General features: G+C 54.4%; 19 protein-coding genes. 17 read left to right on the forward strand and 2 right to left on the reverse strand.

Annotated features, from left to right (window positions below):
- Positions 1 to 11 precede the first annotated feature (11 nt).
- Both cysI and ACMHLI_RS16500 read left to right on the forward strand, forming a co-directional pair.
- Positions 12 to 1,748, forward strand: a complete 1,737-nt coding sequence (gene cysI, locus ACMHLI_RS16495; protein ID WP_413530397.1) for an assimilatory sulfite reductase (NADPH) hemoprotein subunit — start codon at positions 12 to 14, stop codon at positions 1,746 to 1,748.
- A gap of 24 nt (positions 1,749 to 1,772) precedes the next feature.
- Entirely contained in the window at positions 1,773 to 2,504 is a 732-nt protein-coding gene (locus ACMHLI_RS16500) for a phosphoadenylyl-sulfate reductase (RefSeq protein ID WP_413530398.1), read from the forward strand.
- 68 nt (positions 2,505 to 2,572) lie between these two features.
- Here ACMHLI_RS16500 and ACMHLI_RS16505 read toward each other — a convergent pair whose 3' ends face one another.
- Positions 2,573 to 3,610 (reverse strand): aminopeptidase, encoded by a 1,038-nt coding sequence (locus tag ACMHLI_RS16505; RefSeq protein WP_413530399.1) that lies wholly within the window; start codon positions 3,608 to 3,610, stop codon positions 2,573 to 2,575.
- A gap of 326 nt (positions 3,611 to 3,936) precedes the next feature.
- Between ACMHLI_RS16505 and cysG the strand changes: the two genes are divergently transcribed.
- The 13 genes from cysG (at position 3,937) to rpoS (ending at position 15,252) form a co-directional block, all read left to right on the forward strand.
- A complete protein-coding gene (gene cysG / locus ACMHLI_RS16510) occupies positions 3,937 to 5,361 on the forward strand; it encodes a siroheme synthase CysG (protein WP_413530400.1) in 1,425 nt (474 codons plus the stop codon).
- A 10-nt stretch (positions 5,362 to 5,371) separates the two neighbouring features.
- Positions 5,372 to 6,280, forward strand: coding sequence for a sulfate adenylyltransferase subunit CysD (cysD, locus tag ACMHLI_RS16515; RefSeq protein ID WP_112164698.1), 909 nt, complete (start codon positions 5,372 to 5,374; stop codon positions 6,278 to 6,280).
- A 13-nt stretch (positions 6,281 to 6,293) separates the two neighbouring features.
- Entirely contained in the window at positions 6,294 to 7,721 is a 1,428-nt protein-coding gene (gene cysN / locus ACMHLI_RS16520; protein ID WP_413530401.1) for a sulfate adenylyltransferase subunit CysN, read from the forward strand.
- A gap of 1 nt (position 7,722) precedes the next feature.
- The gene (gene cysC, locus ACMHLI_RS16525) at positions 7,723 to 8,364 is read left to right on the forward strand and encodes an adenylyl-sulfate kinase (protein ID WP_413530402.1); all 642 of its coding nucleotides are present in this window, start codon (positions 7,723 to 7,725) and stop codon (positions 8,362 to 8,364) included.
- Between the two features lie 58 nt (positions 8,365 to 8,422).
- Positions 8,423 to 8,803 (forward strand): DUF3561 family protein, encoded by a 381-nt coding sequence (locus ACMHLI_RS16530; RefSeq protein ID WP_413530403.1) that lies wholly within the window; start codon positions 8,423 to 8,425, stop codon positions 8,801 to 8,803.
- Between the two features lie 214 nt (positions 8,804 to 9,017).
- Positions 9,018 to 9,338 carry a cell division protein FtsB gene (gene ftsB, locus ACMHLI_RS16535; RefSeq protein WP_413530404.1) on the forward strand — a complete coding sequence of 107 codons (321 nt, stop codon included), beginning with the start codon at positions 9,018 to 9,020 and terminating at the stop codon, positions 9,336 to 9,338.
- Positions 9,339 to 9,340: 2 nt separating this feature from the next.
- Positions 9,341 to 10,060 carry a 2-C-methyl-D-erythritol 4-phosphate cytidylyltransferase gene (gene ispD / locus ACMHLI_RS16540; protein WP_413530405.1) on the forward strand — a complete coding sequence of 240 codons (720 nt, stop codon included), beginning with the start codon at positions 9,341 to 9,343 and terminating at the stop codon, positions 10,058 to 10,060.
- Entirely contained in the window at positions 10,060 to 10,533 is a 474-nt protein-coding gene (ispF, locus tag ACMHLI_RS16545) for a 2-C-methyl-D-erythritol 2,4-cyclodiphosphate synthase (protein WP_101078465.1), read from the forward strand. Before ispD ends, ispF begins: the two co-directional genes overlap by 1 nt.
- 22 nt (positions 10,534 to 10,555) lie before the next feature.
- Positions 10,556 to 11,602 carry a tRNA pseudouridine(13) synthase TruD gene (truD, locus tag ACMHLI_RS16550; RefSeq protein WP_413530421.1) on the forward strand — a complete coding sequence of 349 codons (1,047 nt, stop codon included), beginning with the start codon at positions 10,556 to 10,558 and terminating at the stop codon, positions 11,600 to 11,602.
- Entirely contained in the window at positions 11,583 to 12,347 is a 765-nt protein-coding gene (gene surE / locus ACMHLI_RS16555; RefSeq protein WP_413530406.1) for a 5'/3'-nucleotidase SurE, read from the forward strand. The genes truD and surE overlap by 20 nt, the downstream gene beginning before the upstream one ends.
- Positions 12,337 to 12,963 (forward strand): protein-L-isoaspartate(D-aspartate) O-methyltransferase, encoded by a 627-nt coding sequence (locus tag ACMHLI_RS16560; protein ID WP_413530407.1) that lies wholly within the window; start codon positions 12,337 to 12,339, stop codon positions 12,961 to 12,963. The genes surE and ACMHLI_RS16560 overlap by 11 nt, the downstream gene beginning before the upstream one ends.
- Positions 12,964 to 13,194: 231 nt before the next feature.
- Positions 13,195 to 14,214: a murein hydrolase activator NlpD gene (gene nlpD / locus ACMHLI_RS16565; RefSeq protein ID WP_413530408.1), complete on the forward strand. Its 1,020-nt coding sequence runs from the start codon at positions 13,195 to 13,197 to the stop codon at positions 14,212 to 14,214.
- A 51-nt stretch (positions 14,215 to 14,265) separates the two neighbouring features.
- Positions 14,266 to 15,252, forward strand: coding sequence for an RNA polymerase sigma factor RpoS (gene rpoS / locus ACMHLI_RS16570; RefSeq protein ID WP_056772811.1), 987 nt, complete (start codon positions 14,266 to 14,268; stop codon positions 15,250 to 15,252).
- A gap of 169 nt (positions 15,253 to 15,421) precedes the next feature.
- Here the strand turns inward: rpoS and mutS are convergent, their stop codons facing one another.
- Positions 15,422 to 17,968 carry a DNA mismatch repair protein MutS gene (mutS, locus tag ACMHLI_RS16575; protein ID WP_413530409.1) on the reverse strand — a complete coding sequence of 849 codons (2,547 nt, stop codon included), beginning with the start codon at positions 17,966 to 17,968 and terminating at the stop codon, positions 15,422 to 15,424.
- Positions 17,969 to 18,229: 261 nt separating this feature from the next.
- Here mutS and mltB point away from each other — a divergent pair, with 261 nt between their 5' ends.
- Together mltB and pncC are read left to right on the forward strand one after the other, a co-directional pair.
- On the forward strand, positions 18,230 to 19,333 hold the full coding sequence (gene mltB / locus ACMHLI_RS16580; RefSeq protein ID WP_413530410.1) for a lytic murein transglycosylase B: 1,104 nt from the start codon (positions 18,230 to 18,232) through the stop codon (positions 19,331 to 19,333).
- Between the two features lie 159 nt (positions 19,334 to 19,492).
- Positions 19,493 to 19,987: a nicotinamide-nucleotide amidase gene (gene pncC / locus ACMHLI_RS16585; RefSeq protein ID WP_413530411.1), complete on the forward strand. Its 495-nt coding sequence runs from the start codon at positions 19,493 to 19,495 to the stop codon at positions 19,985 to 19,987.
- The last annotated feature ends 144 nt before the right edge of the window (positions 19,988 to 20,131 follow it).

Consider the following 20,131-nt stretch of genomic DNA (forward strand, 5'->3'; position numbering starts at 1 on the left):
GCGAAAACCTTATGAGCAATAAATTGTGGAGCGAACAAAATCCCGGTCCCGGCCCTTTGATCGTCGATGCCCCGCTGGCCGACGCTGAGCGTCTGAAAAAGGAGAGTAATTTCCTGCGCGGGACCATTACCGAAGATTTAAAAGATGGCCTGACCGGCGGGTTCAACGGTGACAACTTCCTGTTAATCCGTTTCCACGGTATGTATCAGCAGGATGACCGTGATATCCGCGCCGAACGCGCTGAGCAAAAACTCGAACCTCGTCACGCCATGATGCTGCGCTGCCGTTTGCCGGGTGGGGTAATGACGCCTGCGCAGTGGCTGGGTATCGACAAATTTGCCGATGACAGCACGATCTACGGCAGCATCCGTATTACTAACCGTCAGACATTCCAGTTCCACGGCATTCTGAAACCGAACGTTAAGCCGGTGCATCAGTTGCTCAATAAACTGGGGCTGGACGCGCTGGCGACCGCCAATGACGTGAACCGTAACGTCTTGTGTACGTCGAACCCGGTAGAGTCTGAGCTGCATCGCGAAGCCTACGAGTGGGCGAAGAAACTCTCCGAGCATCTGCTGCCGCGCACCCGTGCCTACGCCGAGGTGTGGCTGGATCAGGAAAAAGTCGAAACCACCGACGAAGAGCCCATTCTGGGCGCGACCTATCTGCCGCGTAAATTCAAAACTACCGTGGTGATCCCGCCGCAAAACGACGTGGATCTTCACGCCAACGATTTGAACTTTGTGGCGATCGCCGACAACGGCAAGCTGATCGGCTTCAACGTGCTGGTCGGTGGCGGACTTTCCATCGCGCATGGTGATAAAGCCACTTACGCCCGTACTGCCAGCGAACTGGGCTTTATTCCGCTCGAGAACACGCTGGCCGTGGCTGAAGCGGTGGTGACCACTCAGCGCGACTGGGGCAACCGTACCAATCGTAAAAATGCCAAAACCAAATACACGCTGGAACGCGTCGGTGTGCCGGTCTTTAAAGCCGAAGTCGAAAAGCGCGCAGGCATCCAGTTTGCTGATGTTCGCCCTTATGAATTCACCGGCCGCGGTGATCGTATCGGTTGGGTAAAAGGTATCGACAACCAGTGGCACCTGACACTGTTTATCGAAAATGGCCGTATTTTGGATTATCCGGGCAAGCCGCTGAAAACCGGTCTGGCAGAAATTGCTAAGATCCATAAAGGGGATTTCAGGCTTACTGCTAATCAGAATCTGATCGTCGCCGGCGTCGCGGAAAAAGACAAAGACGCAATCGAAACGCTGGCACGCAACCACGGTTTAATCGACGACGGGATCACCGAGCAACGTAAAAATTCGATGGCCTGTGTGTCCTATCCGACTTGCCCGCTGGCGATGGCTGAAGCTGAACGCTTCCTGCCGGAGTTTGTAACCAAGGTCGAAGGCATCATGCACGGGCATGGCGTGGGTGATGAGCATATCGTTCTGCGCGTGACCGGTTGCCCGAACGGCTGCGGACGTGCGCTGCTGGCGGAAATCGGTTTAGTCGGCAAAGCGATGAACCGCTATAACCTGCATCTTGGCGGCAACCGCGCCGGTACGCGCATTCCCCGCATGTACCGCGAGAATATTTCAGATACAGAGATCCTCGGCATTATCGACGAACTGGTCGGCCGCTGGGCAAAAGAGCGCGAAACGAATGAAGGTTTCGGCGACTTCGTGATCCGCGCAGGTATCATCAGGCCGGTGCTTGATCCGGCACGTGATTTTTACGATTAAGAGCGACGAGTTATCGGAGACGCTATGAGTTTACTCAGTCTGGCTGAATTGAATGCATTACCGAAATCCGGACAGTCTATGGCGCTGGCGGAAATTAACGTCAGCCTCGAAAAGCTGTCGGCACAGGAGCGGGTGCAGTGGGCGCTGGAAAATATGCCTGGCGAATTCGCGCTGTCCTCCAGTTTCGGCATTCAGGCGGCGGTCTGTCTGCATCTGGTCACTCAGCAGAAATCCGATATTCCGGTGATCCTCACCGATACCGGTTATCTCTTTGCGGAAACCTATCAGTTTATTGATACGTTAACCGAACAGCTGAATCTCAACCTGCAGGTGTTTCGCGCCGGGCAGTCGCCCGCATGGCAGGAAGCGCGTTACGGCAAACTGTGGGAGCAGGGCGTCGATGGGATCGAAAAATACAATCAGATCAACAAAGTTGAGCCAATGAACCGTGCGATTGCACAGCTCGGCGTCCAAACCTGGTTCGCCGGTCTGCGCCGTGAGCAATCCGGCAGCCGTGCGCATTTACCTGTTCTGGCGGTACAGCGCGGCGTGTTTAAGATCCTGCCGATCATCGACTGGGATAACCGTCAGATCTTCCAGTATCTGAAAGACAACGGTCTGAGCTACCACCCGCTGTGGGATCAGGGCTATCTGTCTGTCGGCGATACGCACACCACTAAAAAGTGGGAAGAAGGGATGAAGGAAGAGGACACGCGCTTCTTTGGACTGAAGCGTGAATGCGGCTTACATGAGTGATGATTTGCATAATCTTCGATAAAAAAACGGACGCGTAAAGCGTCCGTTGTCTTTTGTGCTTTCTCAGGTCAGGCGTGTTTGGCAGGTTTCGCCAGCCCTTTTAGCAGCGGGAACAGCACCTTCACACTGTCTCTGGCGCGTTTATCAATCCGCCCCGGCAGTACGCTTTCAAGATATTGCAGATTGTCGAACTGGCTCTGATAACGGGCGGAGCCCAGCGGGAAGTGGCTGCTGATCGCCCGTTGTTGTACGCCGTCTTTCTTGCCCAGCGCATAATTGGTGGCCGTAACGTTGAGCAAAGGCAGATGCGCATCGTCCAGCGCCTGTAAACCGTCGCAGCAGTGCGCGCCTGCATGGCTTTCTGCCGGAATACCCAGACTGTGCGCAATATTAATGGCACGCACGCGGGTTAGTTTGGCGACCGCTACTGAGGTATTCACGCCGCTGTTGAAATACAGTTTATCGCCGGTGATGAGGGAATCGAGATTGATCACCAGCAGGGTATTTTTCTTCTCTTCGGCGCTCATCCGTTTAATAAAATCCTCGGCCCCTTTCGCGCCGGTTTCTTCCGCACTCAGCGCGACAAAACGCAGGCTGTAATGCGTCGGAACAGCCTGCATCCGCTCTGCCAGCTCCATCATCACGCCAATACCAGAGGCGTTATCGTCCACGCCCTGCAACGTCAGGCCACCCAGATTGTGGTTGGTATCAGCATCGCTTTGCGGAACGTACGTATCAAAATGCGCCATCACAATGATTTGTTGCGGCACTTCGCCGGCGCGCGCGGCGATGACTGAGGTGGCGTGGATATTATGCCAGTCCTGTTTGCCATCATTGCTGGTGTACAGATAGCGGGTATCGAAACCGCGCAGATTGCTCTGATACCCGAATTTATTAAATTGCTGATTCAGGTACTCGGCGGCGATCAGTTCCGCCGGACTGCCTGCCATCCGCCCCGGAAAATAGGTGGCGATATGGCGAATTTGTTGACTGGCGATTTCGCCCATCGGAGGAAGCGGCGAAGTGGCCGCCAGCGCATGAGTTATCCCGGCGCAGCCCAGGCTAAAAGCCAGCAGCGTCCGCTTCATGCGTAAAAAAGAAAACATAGCCAAAAATCCTTGTCAGTAGGTCAGGGTGACCGGAAGGCAATCAAAGCAGCAGGCCGCGCAGGCGGTCTTACAGGGCTGATAGTATGCGATTGTGTGAGCCAATAGACAATTTCCCAAATCTGAAATCGCTCTTTTTGTCGCGGGATGATAAACGCGGCCAGGTCATGAAAAATATTCAGGCAGATGAAATTCCCGCGAGGCTGAGTCCCGTCTGGCGCTCTATATTCCATTTAGTAACTAATCATTCCTTTTCGTCATTTCAGATCAATTATTGCCTGCACGTATAGTCGGGATATTCATTCTGGTTATCAGTTAAGGTTTTTGTGGACTATCTACCAATATTTGCCGACCTCAAACAACGCCCGGTGCTGGTTGTCGGTGGTGGCGAAGTCGCTGCTCGCAAAATAGATCTTCTCCTGCGAGCGGGCGCACAAGTTCGGATAGTCGCGCAGGCACTTTCCCCCGAGCTGGAACAACGCAAACAGGCCGCAGAAGTCAGCTGGGTCGCGCAGGCTTTTCTGCCGGAGCAGCTCGATAACGTGTTCCTGGTGATTGCGGCAACCGATGATGCGGCGCTCAATGCGGAAGTCTTCGAGCAAGCCAATCAGCGCTTCGTCATGGCTAACGTGGTCGACGATCAGCCGAAATGCTCCTTTATTTTTCCTTCAATTGTCGATCGTTCGCCGATTGTGGTGGCGATCTCCTCCAGCGGTAAAGCTCCGGTGCTGGCGCGTATGTTGCGCGAGAAGCTGGAAACCTTGCTGCCCACCAGCCTCGGGCAGATGGCTGATATCGCCGGACGCTGGCGTGAGAGCGTTAAAACGCAATTCACCTCGATGCGCGCCCGCCGCCGGTTCTGGGAAATGGCCTTTGCCGGTCGCTTTGCCAGCCTCGCTTCTGCGGGAAAGCTCGCAGAAGCAGAACAAGCACTGCAACAGCAGTTAGAAAACGCGGAAGACATCTCGCTTAACGGCAATGTCACGCTGGTCGGCGCAGGGCCGGGTGATGCAGGATTACTCACCTTACGTGGACTTCAGGTGATGCAGCAGGCCGATGTGGTGCTTTACGACTATCTGGTCAGCGATGAAGTTTTAGATCTGGTGCGCCGCGACGCCGACAAGATTTGTGTCGGCAAACGTGCGGGCAGTCATTCCGTCGCCCAGGAAGAAACCAACCGCCTGCTGGTCGAACTGGCCCTGCAGGGGAAAAAGGTCGTGCGTCTTAAAGGCGGCGATCCCTTTATTTTCGGTCGCGGCGGCGAAGAGTTACAGGCCGTCCAGGCGGCGGGCATTCCTTTTCAGGTTGTCCCCGGCGTCACCGCAGCGGCAGGTGCCACGGCGTATGCCGGTATACCGCTGACTCACCGCGATCATGCGCAGAGTGTGGTATTCGTGACCGGCCATTGTAAGCCGGAAGATAACGGCATTCAGTGGGAGACGCTGGCGAAAGGCAAGCAGACATTAGCGATTTACATGGGCACGCTCAAGGCGGCCGAAATCAGCCAGCAACTGATTGCTCATGGTCGCGCAGCGCACACTCCGGTTGCCGTAATTGGCCGGGGAACGCGTGCGGATCAGCAGGTGCTGACCGGCACGCTTGATAATCTTGAACATCTGGCTCAACAGGCGCCGACGCCGGCGTTGCTGGTGATTGGTGAGGTGGTAGCACTTCATCAGCAACTGGCGTGGTTTGGGCATCATCCTGAGACTGACGGCACTCAACGCCCGTCGGTTGTGAATTTGGCTTAAAGGATCTGTTATGGACGAAAAACGACTGACTCATTTGCGGCAACTGGAAGCGGAGAGTATCCATATCATCCGTGAAGTGGCTGCTGAATTCGCCAACCCGGTGATGATGTACTCCATCGGGAAAGATTCTTCGGTCATGCTGCATCTGGCGCGCAAAGCTTTCTTCCCCGGTACGCTGCCGTTTCCGCTGCTGCACGTGGACACCGGCTGGAAATTCCGCGAGATGTACGAGTTCCGCGACCGAACGGCGAAGAACTATGGTTTCGAGCTGATTGTGCATAAGAACCCGGAAGGCGTGGCGATGGGCATTAACCCGTTCGTCCACGGCAGCGCCAAACACACCGACATCATGAAAACCGAGGGTCTGAAGCAGGCGCTGAGCAAACACGGTTTTGATGCGGCCTTCGGTGGCGCACGCCGTGACGAAGAGAAATCCCGCGCAAAAGAACGTATCTATTCGTTCCGCGACCGCTTCCACCGCTGGGATCCGAAAAATCAGCGTCCTGAACTGTGGCATAACTACAACGGCCAGATTAACAAAGGCGAAAGTATTCGCGTATTCCCGCTTTCCAACTGGACTGAGCTGGATATCTGGCAGTACATCTATCTGGAAAATATCGAAATCGTTCCGCTATATCTGGCCGCGCCGCGTCCGGTGCTGGAGCGCGACGGCATGCTGCTGATGGTTGATGACGACCGCATTGATTTGCAGCCGGGTGAAGTTATCGAAAAGAAAATGGTGCGCTTCCGTACGTTAGGCTGTTGGCCGCTGACCGGTGCCGTTGAATCCGAAGCGCAGTCGCTGCCGGAGATCATCGAAGAGATGCTGGTCTCCACCACCAGTGAACGACAGGGCCGCGCGATCGACCGCGATCAGGCCGGTTCTATGGAAATGAAAAAGCGTCAAGGGTACTTCTGAGGAGCCGCAGCTAATGAATAACGCAATTGCACAACAAATCGCGGAGCAGGGCGGCGTTGAAGCTTACCTGCACGCCCAGCAACACAAAAGCCTGCTGCGCTTCCTGACCTGCGGCAGCGTTGATGATGGCAAAAGTACGTTGATAGGCCGCCTGCTGCACGACACGCGTCAGATCTATGAAGATCAGCTGTCTTCACTGCACAACGACAGCAAACGTCACGGTACGCAGGGCGAAAAAATCGATCTGGCATTGCTGGTGGATGGCTTACAGGCCGAGCGCGAACAGGGCATTACGATTGATGTGGCTTACCGCTACTTCTCTACCGAGAAGCGTAAATTTATCATCGCAGATACGCCGGGGCACGAGCAGTACACCCGCAACATGGCGACCGGAGCTTCGACCTGCGATCTGGCGATCCTGCTGATCGACGCCCGTAAAGGCGTGCTGGATCAGACCCGTCGTCACAGCTTTATCGCCACACTGCTCGGGATCCGCCATCTGGTGGTTGCCGTGAATAAAATGGATCTGGTGGAATACAGCGAAACCGTATTCGAGCAGTTTAAACAAGATTATCTGGATTTCGCGCAGCAGCTGCCGACCGATCTGGACATCAAGTTTGTGCCGCTTTCCGCACTGGAAGGTGACAACGTTGCCACACCAAGCGAGAAAATGAGCTGGTATATCGGCCCGACGCTGCTCGACGTGCTGGAAACCGTCAACATCATCAATATCCGCGAACAGCAGCCAATGCGTTTCCCGGTGCAGTACGTGAACCGTCCTAACCTCGATTTCCGCGGTTATGCCGGTACGCTGGCGTCCGGTTCGATTCGCGTCGGGCAGAAAGTCAAAGTGCTGCCGTCTGGCGTGGAGTCTACCGTCGCACGCATTGTGACCTTCGACGGAGATTTGCAGGAAGCCTGGGCCGGCGAGGCCATTACGCTGGTGCTGGCGGATGAGCGCGATATCAGCCGTGGCGATACGCTTGTAGATGCGAATGAAACCGTGAAACCGGTGCAGAATGCCAAAGTCGACGTGGTGTGGATGGCGGAGCAACCGCTGAGCGTCGGCCAGAGCTACGACATTAAAGTTGGCGGCAAGAAAGCCCGTGCGCGCGTGGAGAACATTGAATATCAGGTTGAGATTAACTCACTGACGCAGCGCGTGGTGGAAAACCTGCCGCTTAACGGTATCGGTCTGGTCGAACTGGCCTTCGATGAACCGCTGGTGCTGGATAACTACCAGAGCAATGCGGTCACCGGTGGCATGATCTTTATCGACCGTCTGACGAATGTCACCGTGGGTGCCGGTCTGGTACGCGAAGCACTGGAACAGGTGTATGAAGAGTCTGACAAATACAGCGCCTTTGAGCTGGAGCTAAACAGTCTGGTTCGCCGCCACTTCCCACATTGGGGCGCACGCGACCTGCTCGGTGGCAAATAAGATGGCGTCTCAGGATCCGCAATTACTGAAAGATGGTGCTTTATTAAAAGATGAGAACGTCGTCTGGCATCCTCACGCCATCACCCGTGCGGATCGCGAAAAGCAGCATGGTCACCGCGGGGCGGTACTTTGGTTCACCGGGCTTTCGGGCTCGGGGAAATCCACTGTCGCCGGTGCGCTGGAGCAGGCGCTGCACGCGCTGGGCGTCAGCACCTATCTGCTTGATGGCGACAATGTCCGCCACGGACTGTGCCGCGATCTGGGTTTTACCGTTGACGATCGCCGTGAAAACATCCGCCGCGTCGGCGAAGTCGCCAAACTGATGGTGGATGCCGGACAGGTTGTGCTGACTGCCTTTATCTCACCGCATCGCGCCGAGCGCGATATAGTGCGTGAGTTGCTGGAGGACGGACAGTTTATCGAAGTGTTTGTGGATACGCCTCTGGCAGTCTGCGAAGCGCGCGATCCGAAAGGTTTGTACAAAAAAGCGCGTGCCGGTGAACTGAAAAACTTCACCGGTATCGACTCTGAATATCAGCCGCCAGAAGCGCCGGATGTGCATCTTGAAGGTGAACAATTGGTAACACATTTGGTTCCCCAATTGTTAGATGTGATGCGCCGGCGCGGTATTATCAATCCCTGAATGTTGCCGGCCAAACGCCACAGAGCGTGCCGGTTTACACTGAACACAGGGATCACCTATGCAGGCTTTACTCAGCAGACTGGTCAGTCGTATCCGCCTCGATCGTATCAGGGCGGAACACCCGCCCTTGCTGCGGTTAGCGCAGACCACAGACAGTGCAGAAAACGACGATCCGTCCTACTCCGTGCAGGGGGGATCTATTGGTTTCGCTTGTTACTGGCTGGCGCTGGCGATCCCTTTTTGGGTGTACGGCTCGAATACTCTGTTTTTTCTCCTCTATACCTGGCCCTTCTTCCTGGCGCTGATGCCGGTGTCGGTGCTTATCGGTATTGCTTTCAGCATGCTTTTTCGCGGTGGCTGGTTCAAAACTCCCGTCGCCACCGGCGTTTGCGTCATCGGCCTGTTCTGGACCGTATTCTCATTTCTCTCCGGCTGGTGAGGAAAAAAAACTCTGTATCGGATCCTGCAAGGATCCTTTTTTATCTCTTTTGACTGGCGATTTTTCCGGCAATTCTTTTCCACGATGTAACCCATTGTGTCATTCTCACCCATAATTGCGTGCGTAAGTCTGAATCTCAACGGCAATTATCCTGCCACAGTGGAGTCAGAAGGAAAGTTGTGGGATGATTGCCCGGCTTTTTTAGGGGGCGGGGATGGGCAAACTAACACTGCTGTTACTGATTTTACTTGGCTGGTTACAGTATTCGCTGTGGCTGGGCAAGAATGGTATTCATGATTACGTGCGTGTGAACGATGACGTTGAAGTGCAGCAGGTCAACAACGGCAAACTGAAATCACGTAACGACCAATTATTCGCTGAAATCGACGATTTAAACGGCGGTCAGGAAGCGATCGAAGAACGTGCACGCAACGAACTGGGTATGATCAAACCCGGTGAGACTTTCTATCGTCTGGTGCCAGACAATAAACGCGCTCCGGGCAGCAATCTTTCGCAAAATAATCCGAACCCATAGCCATGAGCCACACCGCAGTTTCCCTTCCAAAGGTCATTGCCGTTTTACCCGCTGCCGGAATTGGCAGCCGTATGCAGGCAGAATGTCCTAAGCAGTATCTTTCTATCGGCGGTAAAACGCTGATAGAACATTCGATCCGCGCTTTGTTGCACAACGACCAGGTCACAAAGGTGATCGTGGCCCTGAGCCCGCATGACACGCAGTTTGCGTCGCTGCCAATAGCTCAGGATCCCCGCATTCAGGTAGTGACCGGTGGCGGCGAGCGCGCAGAGTCCGTAATGGCGGGTCTTGACGCGGCCGGAGAACGCGGCTGGGTGCTGGTGCATGATGCCGCGCGCCCTTGTCTGCATCCTGATGATCTGAATAATTTGCTGGCGATTTCAACGAGCAGTAAGACCGGCGGGATCCTCGCCGCCCCGGTTCGCGACACCATGAAACGCGGTGAAACTGGTTTGCAGGCTATCGCACACACGGTCGACCGGCAGGATCTCTGGCATGCGCTGACGCCCCAATTTTTCCCTCTCGAATTACTGAAAATCTGCCTGCGCCGTGCGCTTAATGAAGGCGCTGTGGTCACTGATGAAGCTTCTGCAATGGAATATTGTGGCTATCATCCGGTGCTGGTCCCAGCGCGGGCCGATAATATTAAAGTCACCAGGCCGGAAGATCTGGCACTGGCTGAGTTCTATTTAACCCGCATATCCCACGAGGAGAACGCATAATGCGTATCGGTCACGGTTTTGATGTACATAAGTTTGGCGGCGAAGGCCCGCTGGTGATCGGCGGTGTGCGTATTCCTTATCCGCAAGGTTTGCTGGCCCACTCCGACGGTGATGTCGCGCTGCATGCGGCAACGGATGCCCTGCTTGGCGCTGCGGCGCTGGGTGATATTGGTAAATTGTTCCCGGACACCGACCCGGCTTACAAAGGTGCTGACAGTCGTGAGCTGCTGCGCGAAGCGTACCGCCGCATCCGTGCGAAAGGCTACAAGCTGGGCAATCTGGATATCACTATCATCGCGCAGGCTCCTAAGATGGCGCCGCACATTCCGCAGATGCGCGTATTTCTGGCCGAAGATTTGCAGTGTCATATGGACGACGTTAACGTGAAAGCTACCACCACTGAACAGCTGGGTTTCACCGGCCGTGGCGAAGGTATTGCCTGCGAAGCCGTCGCCCTGCTGATTAAGGAATGATGTTGTGGAAGATTACCGCATGATAGATATGTCACGTCTCACCTGGTTGCTGGGCGAACCCGTGGCAACCGGCCAGTTAAAAGCCAATCCGGAAGACTTTATCGTCGAAGAAGATTTGGGCTTTGAGCCGGACGGCGAGGGTGAACATCTGTTAGTGCGGATCCGCAAAAACGGCTGCAACACACAGTTTGTCGCCGAGCAACTGGCGCGTTTCGCCAAAGTGCATCCGCGCGATGTCAGCTACGCCGGTCTGAAAGACAGGCATGCGGTCACCGAACAATGGTTTTGCCTGCATTTGCCGGGCAAAGTCGATCCGGACCTCAGTCAGTTTGATCTCGAAGGTTGCGAGGTAATCCGCGCCTCACGCCATCGTAAAAAAATGCGCATCGGCACACTGAAAGGCAATGCGTTTACGCTGGTGCTGCGCCAGATAAGCGATATTGAGAATGTGGAAACCCGTCTGGCAATGGTCGCAGAGCAAGGCGTACCGAACTATTTCGGGACACAGCGCTTTGGTCGTGGCGGCAATAATCTGGTGCAGGCGAAACGCTGGGCAACCAACGAAGCCCGTCCGAAAGAGCGAGCAAAGCGCAGTTTCTATTTGTCAGCCAGCCGTAGCGCGATGTTCAACATCGTCGCCAGCCAGCGTCTGGCGGATAATACGGTGCGTCAGGCAATGCTTGGCGATGCCTTGCAGCTCAGCGGACGCGGCAGCTGGTTTGTCGCGAAAGCAGAAGAGTTTGACTCCCTGCTGCCGCGTGTAGAAAGCGGCGAGTTGCTGGTGACAGCGCCCTTGCCTGGTGATGGCCCGTTAGGGACGCTGGAAGATGCCGAAGCATTCGAGCTGGCTTGCCTGAGCTCTCAGGCTGATCTACTTTCTTTACTGAAACGCGAAAGAGTCGAACCTGCGCGTCGTGCCATCATGTTGCAGCCTTTACAAATGCACTGGCAGCGCTGGGATGACGTCACTCTGGAACTCAAATTCTGGCTACCGGCAGGCAGCTACGCCACGAGCGTTGTGCGCGAGCTGATGCATCTGGATGAAATCAATGCGGATATTACTGAGTAACGACGATGGCGTACTGGCTCCCGGCATTCAGGCGCTGTCGTCCGCGCTGCGTGAATTCGCCGAGGTGACGCTGGTCGCCCCGGACCGCAACCGCAGCGGCGCATCCAATGCGCTGACGCTGGACGGCCCGTTACGTATTCAGTCCTATCCCAATGGCGATACCGCAGTCATTAACGGCACGCCCACCGATTGTGTCTATCTTGGCGTCAATAGCCTGATGCATCCGCGTCCGGACATCGTGGTGTCCGGCATCAACGCCGGGCCTAATCTCGGCGATGATGTGATTTACTCGGGTACGGTGGCCGCCGCTATGGAAGGTCGCCATCTCGGCTTTCCTGCACTGGCGGTATCTCTCGACGGACACCAGCATTACGACACCGCCGCCATCATCACCTGTCGCCTTCTCAGGGCACTGGCGCGCGAGCCTTTGCGTACTGGCAAAATTCTGAATGTTAATGTGCCGGACCTGCCTTTGTCGGAGATTAAAGGCATTCGCGTCACGCGTTGTGGTAGCCGCCATCCGGCTGAACAGGTATTTTGTCAGCAGGATCCTCGCGGGCAAGATTTATACTGGATCGGTCCGCCGGGCGATAAGTTTGATGTCGCGCCAGATACGGACTTTGCCGCCGTCGCGCAAGGTTATGTGTCAGTGACGCCTCTTCAGGTGGATTTAACCGCCTATGCGGCTCAGGATGTCGTGGTCTCATGGTTAGAAAAAGCCGGGGTGAGCGCGAATGGTGAATAAACCGATGTATAACCTGCTGGAACAGCTGCGTCAGCAGGGTATCCACGATGAAAAATTGCTGCATGCCATTGAGGCCGTGCCGCGCGAGCGTTTCGTCGACGAGGCGTTTCAACATAAAGCCTACGAAAATACTGCGCTGCCGATTGGCTCCGGGCAGACCATCTCCCAGCCTTATACAGTGGCGAGAATGACCGAGTTGCTGCGCCTTAAGCCTTCATCACGCGTGCTGGAGATTGGCACCGGTTCCGGCTATCAGACGGCAATTCTGGCGCATCTGGTGGAGCATGTATTTTCGGTTGAACGGATAAAAGGGTTGCAGTGGCAGGCGAAGAGACGTCTCAAGCAACTTGATTTGCACAATGTCTCTACGCGTCATGGCGACGGCTGGCAGGGCTGGCCTTCGCGCGGACCTTTCGATGCCATCATTGTCACTGCTGCACCCCCTGAAATTCCCCAAGATTTGCTGCAACAACTCGATGACGGTGGAGTCATGATCCTGCCCGTCGGCGAAGAGAATCAAATCCTGCAACGCATCACCCGACGCGGGGATGAGTTCGCTGCCGAAACAATTGAAGCAGTCCGCTTTGTCCCTCTGGTGAAAGGCGAGCTGGCCTGATTGCGATACTCTGCAGGACTAACCCCTTAAAATTTAAATACAACTGTTATATGGTGCTGTACTGGCTATGTTGATAGCATCCACTACAGTTTTTTATGGCACCGCGCATTCGGGGATTGGCCTGAATGAGCGTGTTGCCTGCCCGCACGGTATGAAATGATACGAAAAGCGCCAGCTGGCGCGGTGTGCGTGGTAAAAGCGTTATTCTGAGATTGCCGTAACGGGGGAAATATGAGCACGGGAAGCCCAATAAAAACACTAAGCCGCATTGCGGTCTGTACGTTTATCAGTGCATGGATGGCGGGATGTACGAACAATTCAACCACATCAGCACCCATCAGCAGCGTAAATGGCGGCGGTGGCGGTAGTCAGACAGGTCAGAATACTCCGAATTCCTCGCAGCTAAACGCGCCTGCGATCGGCTCCGGTGGACACATTGTGTACAACCGCAGCTACAACTCTATCCCTAAGGGCAGCTATAGCGGCAGCACCTATCAGGTGAAGCGCGGGGACACCCTGTTTTATATCGCCTGGATCACAGGAAACGACTTCCGAGACCTTGCTGCGCGTAACAATATCGCCGCGCCGTACAATCTGGAAGTCGGTCAAAATATCCAGATTAACAACGTCTCTTCGGCGGCCAGCACAGGTGGATCTTTAGCCGTTACGGACGCGACGAATGGCGGTGTTCCGAAAGTTCCGACGGGGGGAATGCTCACAGGTTCTGTGGTTGCATCTCAACCAACTACCACGTATTCTGATTCTTCTGGTAAACAGAATGTAGGTAAGATGTTGCCTTCATCAGGTGTAGTTACCACGACCACACCTGTTGCCGTAGCCAGTACTCCCGTTGCCACTCCGACAAATAATGGCGGTCCGGTTTCCACATGGAAATGGCCGACTGACGGGAAAATTATCGATAATTTCTCAGCTTCTGAAGGGGGAAATAAGGGGATCGATATTGCTGGTTCGCGCGGACAGTCTGTCGTCGCCACCGCCTCAGGGCGTGTAGTGTACGCAGGCAATGCTCTTCGCGGTTACGGTAATCTAATCATCATCAAACATAATGATGATTACCTGAGCGCCTATGCACATAACGATACAATGCTGGTCCGGGAACAACAAGAAGTGCAGGCGGGACAAAAAATAGCGACTATGGGTAGCACCGGAACCAGTTCAGTAAGATTGCATTTTGAAATTCGTTACAAGGGGAAATCCGTAAATCCGCTGCGTTATCTTCCGCAGCGATAACACGGGCAGAGTCTTGAATTCTGCCCTCGGGACCACGGGTAGGAGCAGCTTATGAGTCAGAATACGCTGAAAGTTAACGAGTTACATGATGATGTAGATTTCGATGAGAACAGCGCTGAAGCCTTTGACGAGAAAGCCACAGTCGAAGAGACTGCCGATAACGACGCTGAAGAAGAGTTGTTGTCGCAGACTGTAAGCCAACGAGTGCTGGACGCAACTCAACTGTACCTCGGTGAGATCGGTTATTCCCCTCTGCTTACAGCAGAAGAGGAAGTTTATTTTGCAAGACGTGCGCTGCGTGGAGATGTCCCTTCGCGTCGCCGTATGATTGAAAGTAACCTGCGTTTGGTGGTTAAAATTGCCCGCCGCTACAGTAATCGCGGACTGGCACTGCTGGATTTGATCGAGGAAGGTAACCTGGGTCTCATCCGCGCGGTTGAAAAATTTGACCCTGAGCGTGGATTCCGTTTTTCTACCTATGCGACATGGTGGATACGTCAGACCATTGAACGGGCGATCATGAATCAAACCCGTACCATTCGTCTGCCGATTCACATCGTGAAAGAGCTTAACGTTTACCTGCGTACTGCACGTGAACTTGCGCATAAACTGGACCATGAGCCGAGCGCAGAAGAGATTGCTGAGCAACTCGACAAGCCGGTCCATGATGTCAGCCGTATGTTGCGCCTGAATGAGCGTATTACCTCTGTAGACACCCCGTTGGGCGGTGACTCTGAGAAAGCGCTGTTAGACATTCTCGCGGATGAAAAAGACAACGGCCCTGAAGACACCACGCAAGACGACGATATGAAACAGAGTATCGTGAAGTGGTTATTCGAGTTGAATGCAAAACAGCGTGAAGTGCTGGCGCGCCGTTTCGGCCTGTTGGGCTATGAAGCAGCGACGCTGGAAGACGTGGGCCGTGAGATTGGCCTGACACGTGAACGTGTTCGTCAGATTCAGGTAGAAGGTTTGCGTCGCCTGCGTGAGATTTTGCAGGGACAGGGACTGAGCATCGAAGCTCTGTTCCGTGAGTAATGTGCTCTGCGAGTCATTCGCTTTTAGGCAATAAATACAGCATCTAATTTGGCATCAAAAAGAACGGTGGGCTAATCCCCACCGTTTTTTATTTCTGTTATTTTGATGTCAGCTATTTCAATAAACAACATCCACTATTTCAATAAACAACATCCACGTTTTGCGGCTTTTACACCAACTCTTTCAAACGATAAATCCATTCCAGCGCCTGTCGGGGCGATAGCGAATCCACATCCAGTGCTTCCAGTGCTTCGACAGCCGGTGAGACATCTTCTGTCAGCAGCGCCAGCTGCGGGCCATCAACCTTGCTGGCTGCGGCGTTGTTCGACAACGTTTCCAGTTCCTTAAGTTTCTGACGCGCCCGTTTAATCACATCACGTGGTACACCGGCAAGTGCGGCCACGGCCAGACCGTAACTCTTGCTGGCAGCGCCGTCCTGAACGCTATGCATAAAAGCAATAGTGTCACCGTGCTCGATCGCATCCAGATGCACATTCACCGTGCCCTCCATTTTCTCCGGCAGTGTGGTCAGCTCGAAGTAATGGGTGGCGAACAGGGTCATGGCTTTGATACGGCTGGCCAGATTTTCGGCGCAGGCCCATGCCAGCGACAAGCCGTCATAGGTCGAGGTGCCGCGACCGATTTCATCCATCAGCACCAGGCTGTTTTCGGTGGCATTATGCAGGATGTTAGCCGTTTCTGTCATTTCGACCATGAAGGTCGAGCGGCCGGAAGCCAGATCGTCAGCCGCACCGACACGGGTAAAGATACGATCGACGGGACCTATGGTTGCCGCTTCCGCAGGCACATAGCTGCCAATGTGCGCCATCAGAACGATCAGCGCCGCCTGACGCATATAAGTACTCTTACCCCCCATATTCGGGCCGGTAATGATCAGCATCCGTCTTGCCGGAGACATGTTCAGGGGGTTGGAGATAAACGGCTCACTGAGTACCTGTTCGACCACCGGATGGCGTCCGCCGGTAATGTTTATTCCCGGTTTTTCGCTCATGGTCGGGCAGGCATAGTTGAGCGTATAAGCACGTTCTGCAAGATTGCTCAGTACGTCGAGCTCAGCCAGCGCGCTGGCGCTTTGTTGCAATGCGGAAAGATGCGGCATCAGCAGATCAAAGAGTTCTTCATACAATGCTTTTTCCAGCGACAGCGCTTTCCCCTTAGAGGTGAGGACTTTGTCTTCATACTCTTTAAGTTCGGGAATGATGTAGCGCTCGGCGTTTTTCAACGTCTGGCGGCGAACGTAATGAATTGGCACCAGATGGCTCTGACCCCGGCTGACCTGAATGTAGTAACCGTGAACACCGTTAAATCCGACCTTGAGCGTATCGAGCCCCAGCTTTTCACGCTCACGGATTTCCAGACGATCCAGATAATCTGTCGCGCCATCGGCCAGCGCGCGCCATTCGTCGAGCTCAGCATTATACCCCGGCGCAATCACGCCGCCGTCGCGAACCAGCACTGGCGGGCTCTCGATCACAGCGCGTTCCAGTAATTCCACCAGCTCTGTGAAGTCGCCAGTCTGTTCAACAAGTATCTGAACATGCTCAGCGGCGGTATCGTTTAAAATCTCACGGATTTCCGGCAACTGCTGGAGCGCATGGCGCATACGGGCCAGATCTCGCGGACGTGCGCTGCGAAGTGCCAGGCGCGCCAGAATACGTTCGAGGTCGCCCACCTGACGCAACACTGGCTGTAAATCCGCGGTAATATCCTGCAATGCACCAATTGTGCGCTGGCGGTTTGCCAGCATTTTGATGTCGCGGCTCGGCATATGGATCCAGCGTTTGAGCATACGGCTACCCATCGGCGTCACCGCCTGATCCAGCACTGCTGCCAGCGTATTTTCGACGCCACCGGCCAGATTTTGCGTGAGCTCCAGATTTCGGCGCGTGGCCGCATCCATAATAATGCCGTCTTGCTGGCGTTCCATGGTGACACCACGGATATGGGGCAGGGCGGTGCGCTGGGTGTCTTTCACGTATTGCAGCAGACATCCGGCCGCACGCAGTGCCTGAGCGGCCTGTTCAACACCAAAACCGCTTAAATCGCGGGTACCGAATTGCAGATTCAGTTGTTGTTTCGCTGTTTCCAGCTCAAATTCCCACATCGGACGACGCCGCAGACCACGGCGTGAAGCAATCAGCGGCATCGCCTCAAAGCTTTCCGGGTACAGCAACTCTGCCGGATTGGTGCGCTGCAACTCTGCGGCCATCGTTTCGAGATCGTCAGGCTGGGCGACACGAAAACGGCCGGAGCTGATGTCCAGCGTTGCATAACCGAAACCGCGTCCGTCCTGCCAGATGGCAGCCAGCAGATTATCATGACGTTCGCTTAGCAGGGCTTCGTCACTCACCGTACCTGGGGTGACGATACGCACCACCTTACGATCCACCGGCCCTTTGCTCAGAGCCGGATCACCAATCTGTTCTGCGATTGCGACGGATTCCCCCATCTGTACCAGCTTCGCAAGATAACCTTCTACAGCGTGATAAGGCACGCCCGCCATCGGGATCGGCTCACCGGCAGAGGAACCGCGTTTGGTCAGCGAGATATCCATCAGTTGCGACGCGCGTTTCGCATCGTCATAAAACAGTTCGTAGAAGTCGCCCATACGGTAAAACAACAGAACTTCCGGATTCTCTGCTTTAAGACGCAGATACTGCTGCATCATTGGTGTGTGGGCTTCCAGTCCGCTCATATTGTTTTTCTTTTGATTGATTTCATTCAATTTTTATTCATCCTGTTGGCTCATAGCGCCTGATGCAACGACTTTACAACGGATCCTAACGTGAGTAGAGGTAAAAAACCACGTTGCTTGCAGAAGATGCGTAACGTCACGCAAACCGCTGCAAACAGGCATCGTCAGCCTCCTTGTAAAGACGACGATTTTCAGTTTTTTCGGCTCTGATAATGCACTAACATACCGTCACCTCTTTTATTGCATGGTTACGGATATCCGATGCGCCTCCTGGCTGTCATTCTTCCCCTGGTTTTAACACTTTCTGCTTGTAGCAGTAATAAGCCTCCGGCTCAGCCTGATGGTCCACGCAACCCTTTCTCTGATGGAAGAAATGCCAGCACTAATGCAGCACCCAGCGGCGGTTTTTTGTTGCAGGCCGAACATTCCGGTGCAGTTCAGAACGGTGACTTTGCTTACGATCCGGCGATGAATCAGTTTGTCGATAAAATGGTCCGCGAACATGGATTCGACCGCCAGCAGTTGCACGATGTGCTGGCGCAGACTAAACGCTTAGGTTTTGTGCTCAGATTGATGGATCAACAGGCGCCGTCTGGTGGCCCGTCGACTGTGCCGAACGGCGCATGGAACCGTTATCGCAGTAAATTCATTACCCCGGACAACGTGCAGAATGGTGTGGTGTTCTGGAATCAGTATCAGGATGCGCTGCAGCGCGCCGAGCAGGTTTACGGTGTGCCGCCAGAAATCATTGTCGGTATTATCGGCGTGGAGACCCGCTGGGGCCGCGTGATGGGTAAAACCCGCATTATTGACGCGCTGGCGACCTTATCCTTTGCGTATCCGCGTCGGGCTGAATACTTCTCCGGTGAGCTGGAAACCTTCCTGCTGATGTCGCGTCGTGAAGGTGACGATCCGCTGAGTCTGCGCGGTTCCTTCGCCGGTGCGATGGGTTATGGCCAGTTCATGCCGTCGTCTTATCGTGATTATGCGGTGGACTTTAACGGTGACGGACACGCCAATCTGTGGGATCCGATTGATGCCATCGGCAGCGTGGCCAATTACTTCAAAGCACATGGCTGGACCAAAGGCGCGCCAATAGCCGTGCCGGCAGCCGGTCAGGCGCCGTTGCTTGAGAATGGCTTCAAGACCAGGTATCCGCTCTTTACGCTGAAAGCTGCAGGGCTAAGTCCGCTGGGTTCACTGGGAAATTATCAGGAAGCCAGCCTGCTGCGCCTTGATATGGGCACGAATTACCAGTATTGGTACGGACTGCCGAACTTCTACACCATCACCCGTTACAACCATAGCGTGCATTATGCAATGGCGGTATGGCAACTGGGGCAGGCAGTGAAAGCGGCACGATGAACCGGCCGTGATTTCTTCTGAGGGTCGCCTGGTGCGGCCCTTATTTTTGCTTTTTATCTTAATTCTGAAGGCATCGCGCAAATAACTGCGTTGGGACTCACAGATTGAAAGAGAAATGCTAACATCGGGAGAGTTTCAACTGAACCGTCAGGAGGGAAGATGACCGAACAACGTTTACATGAACTGAGTGTGGAAATCGGTTCAGAGCTAAAGGCGCAAGGGCTGTGGATCACCTGTGCGGAATCCTGTACCGGGGGATTAATTGCCAAAGCCATCACGGATATTGCCGGAAGTTCAGCGTGGTTTGACCGCGGATTTGTCACGTACAGTAATGCCGCCAAACATGAGATGCTCGGGGTTTCCGAGGCGACGCTTGAGCAGTACGGCGCGGTGAGCGAACAGGTGGTTCGCGAAATGGCGCAGGGCGTTCTGCACGCGGCTGGAGCGGACATCGGCTTGTCGGTCAGCGGTATTGCCGGGCCTGACGGCGGTTCGACAGAAAAACCGGTCGGCACCGTATGGTTTGGTTTCGCCGGAGGAGACGGGCGTATCGTAACTGCGAAACAACAGTTTTCCGGCGATCGCGAAGCGGTGCGTTTGCAAGCTGCTGTTTTTGCGCTACAAACCGCATTGTTTGAGTTTCTGCAAAATTAGGCTTGATACTGTATGAGCATACAGTATAATTACTGCCAATTACCTGTACATAAATTATATTCAGTGATGCAGGCGGGATGTTCCCCTGTATCAGACGAGGAGTAAAAATGGCTATTGATGAGAACAAGCAAAAAGCGTTAGCTG

This window comes from Rahnella inusitata, assembly GCF_965118895.1.
Lineage (GTDB): Bacteria > Pseudomonadota > Gammaproteobacteria > Enterobacterales > Enterobacteriaceae > Rahnella > Rahnella inusitata_A.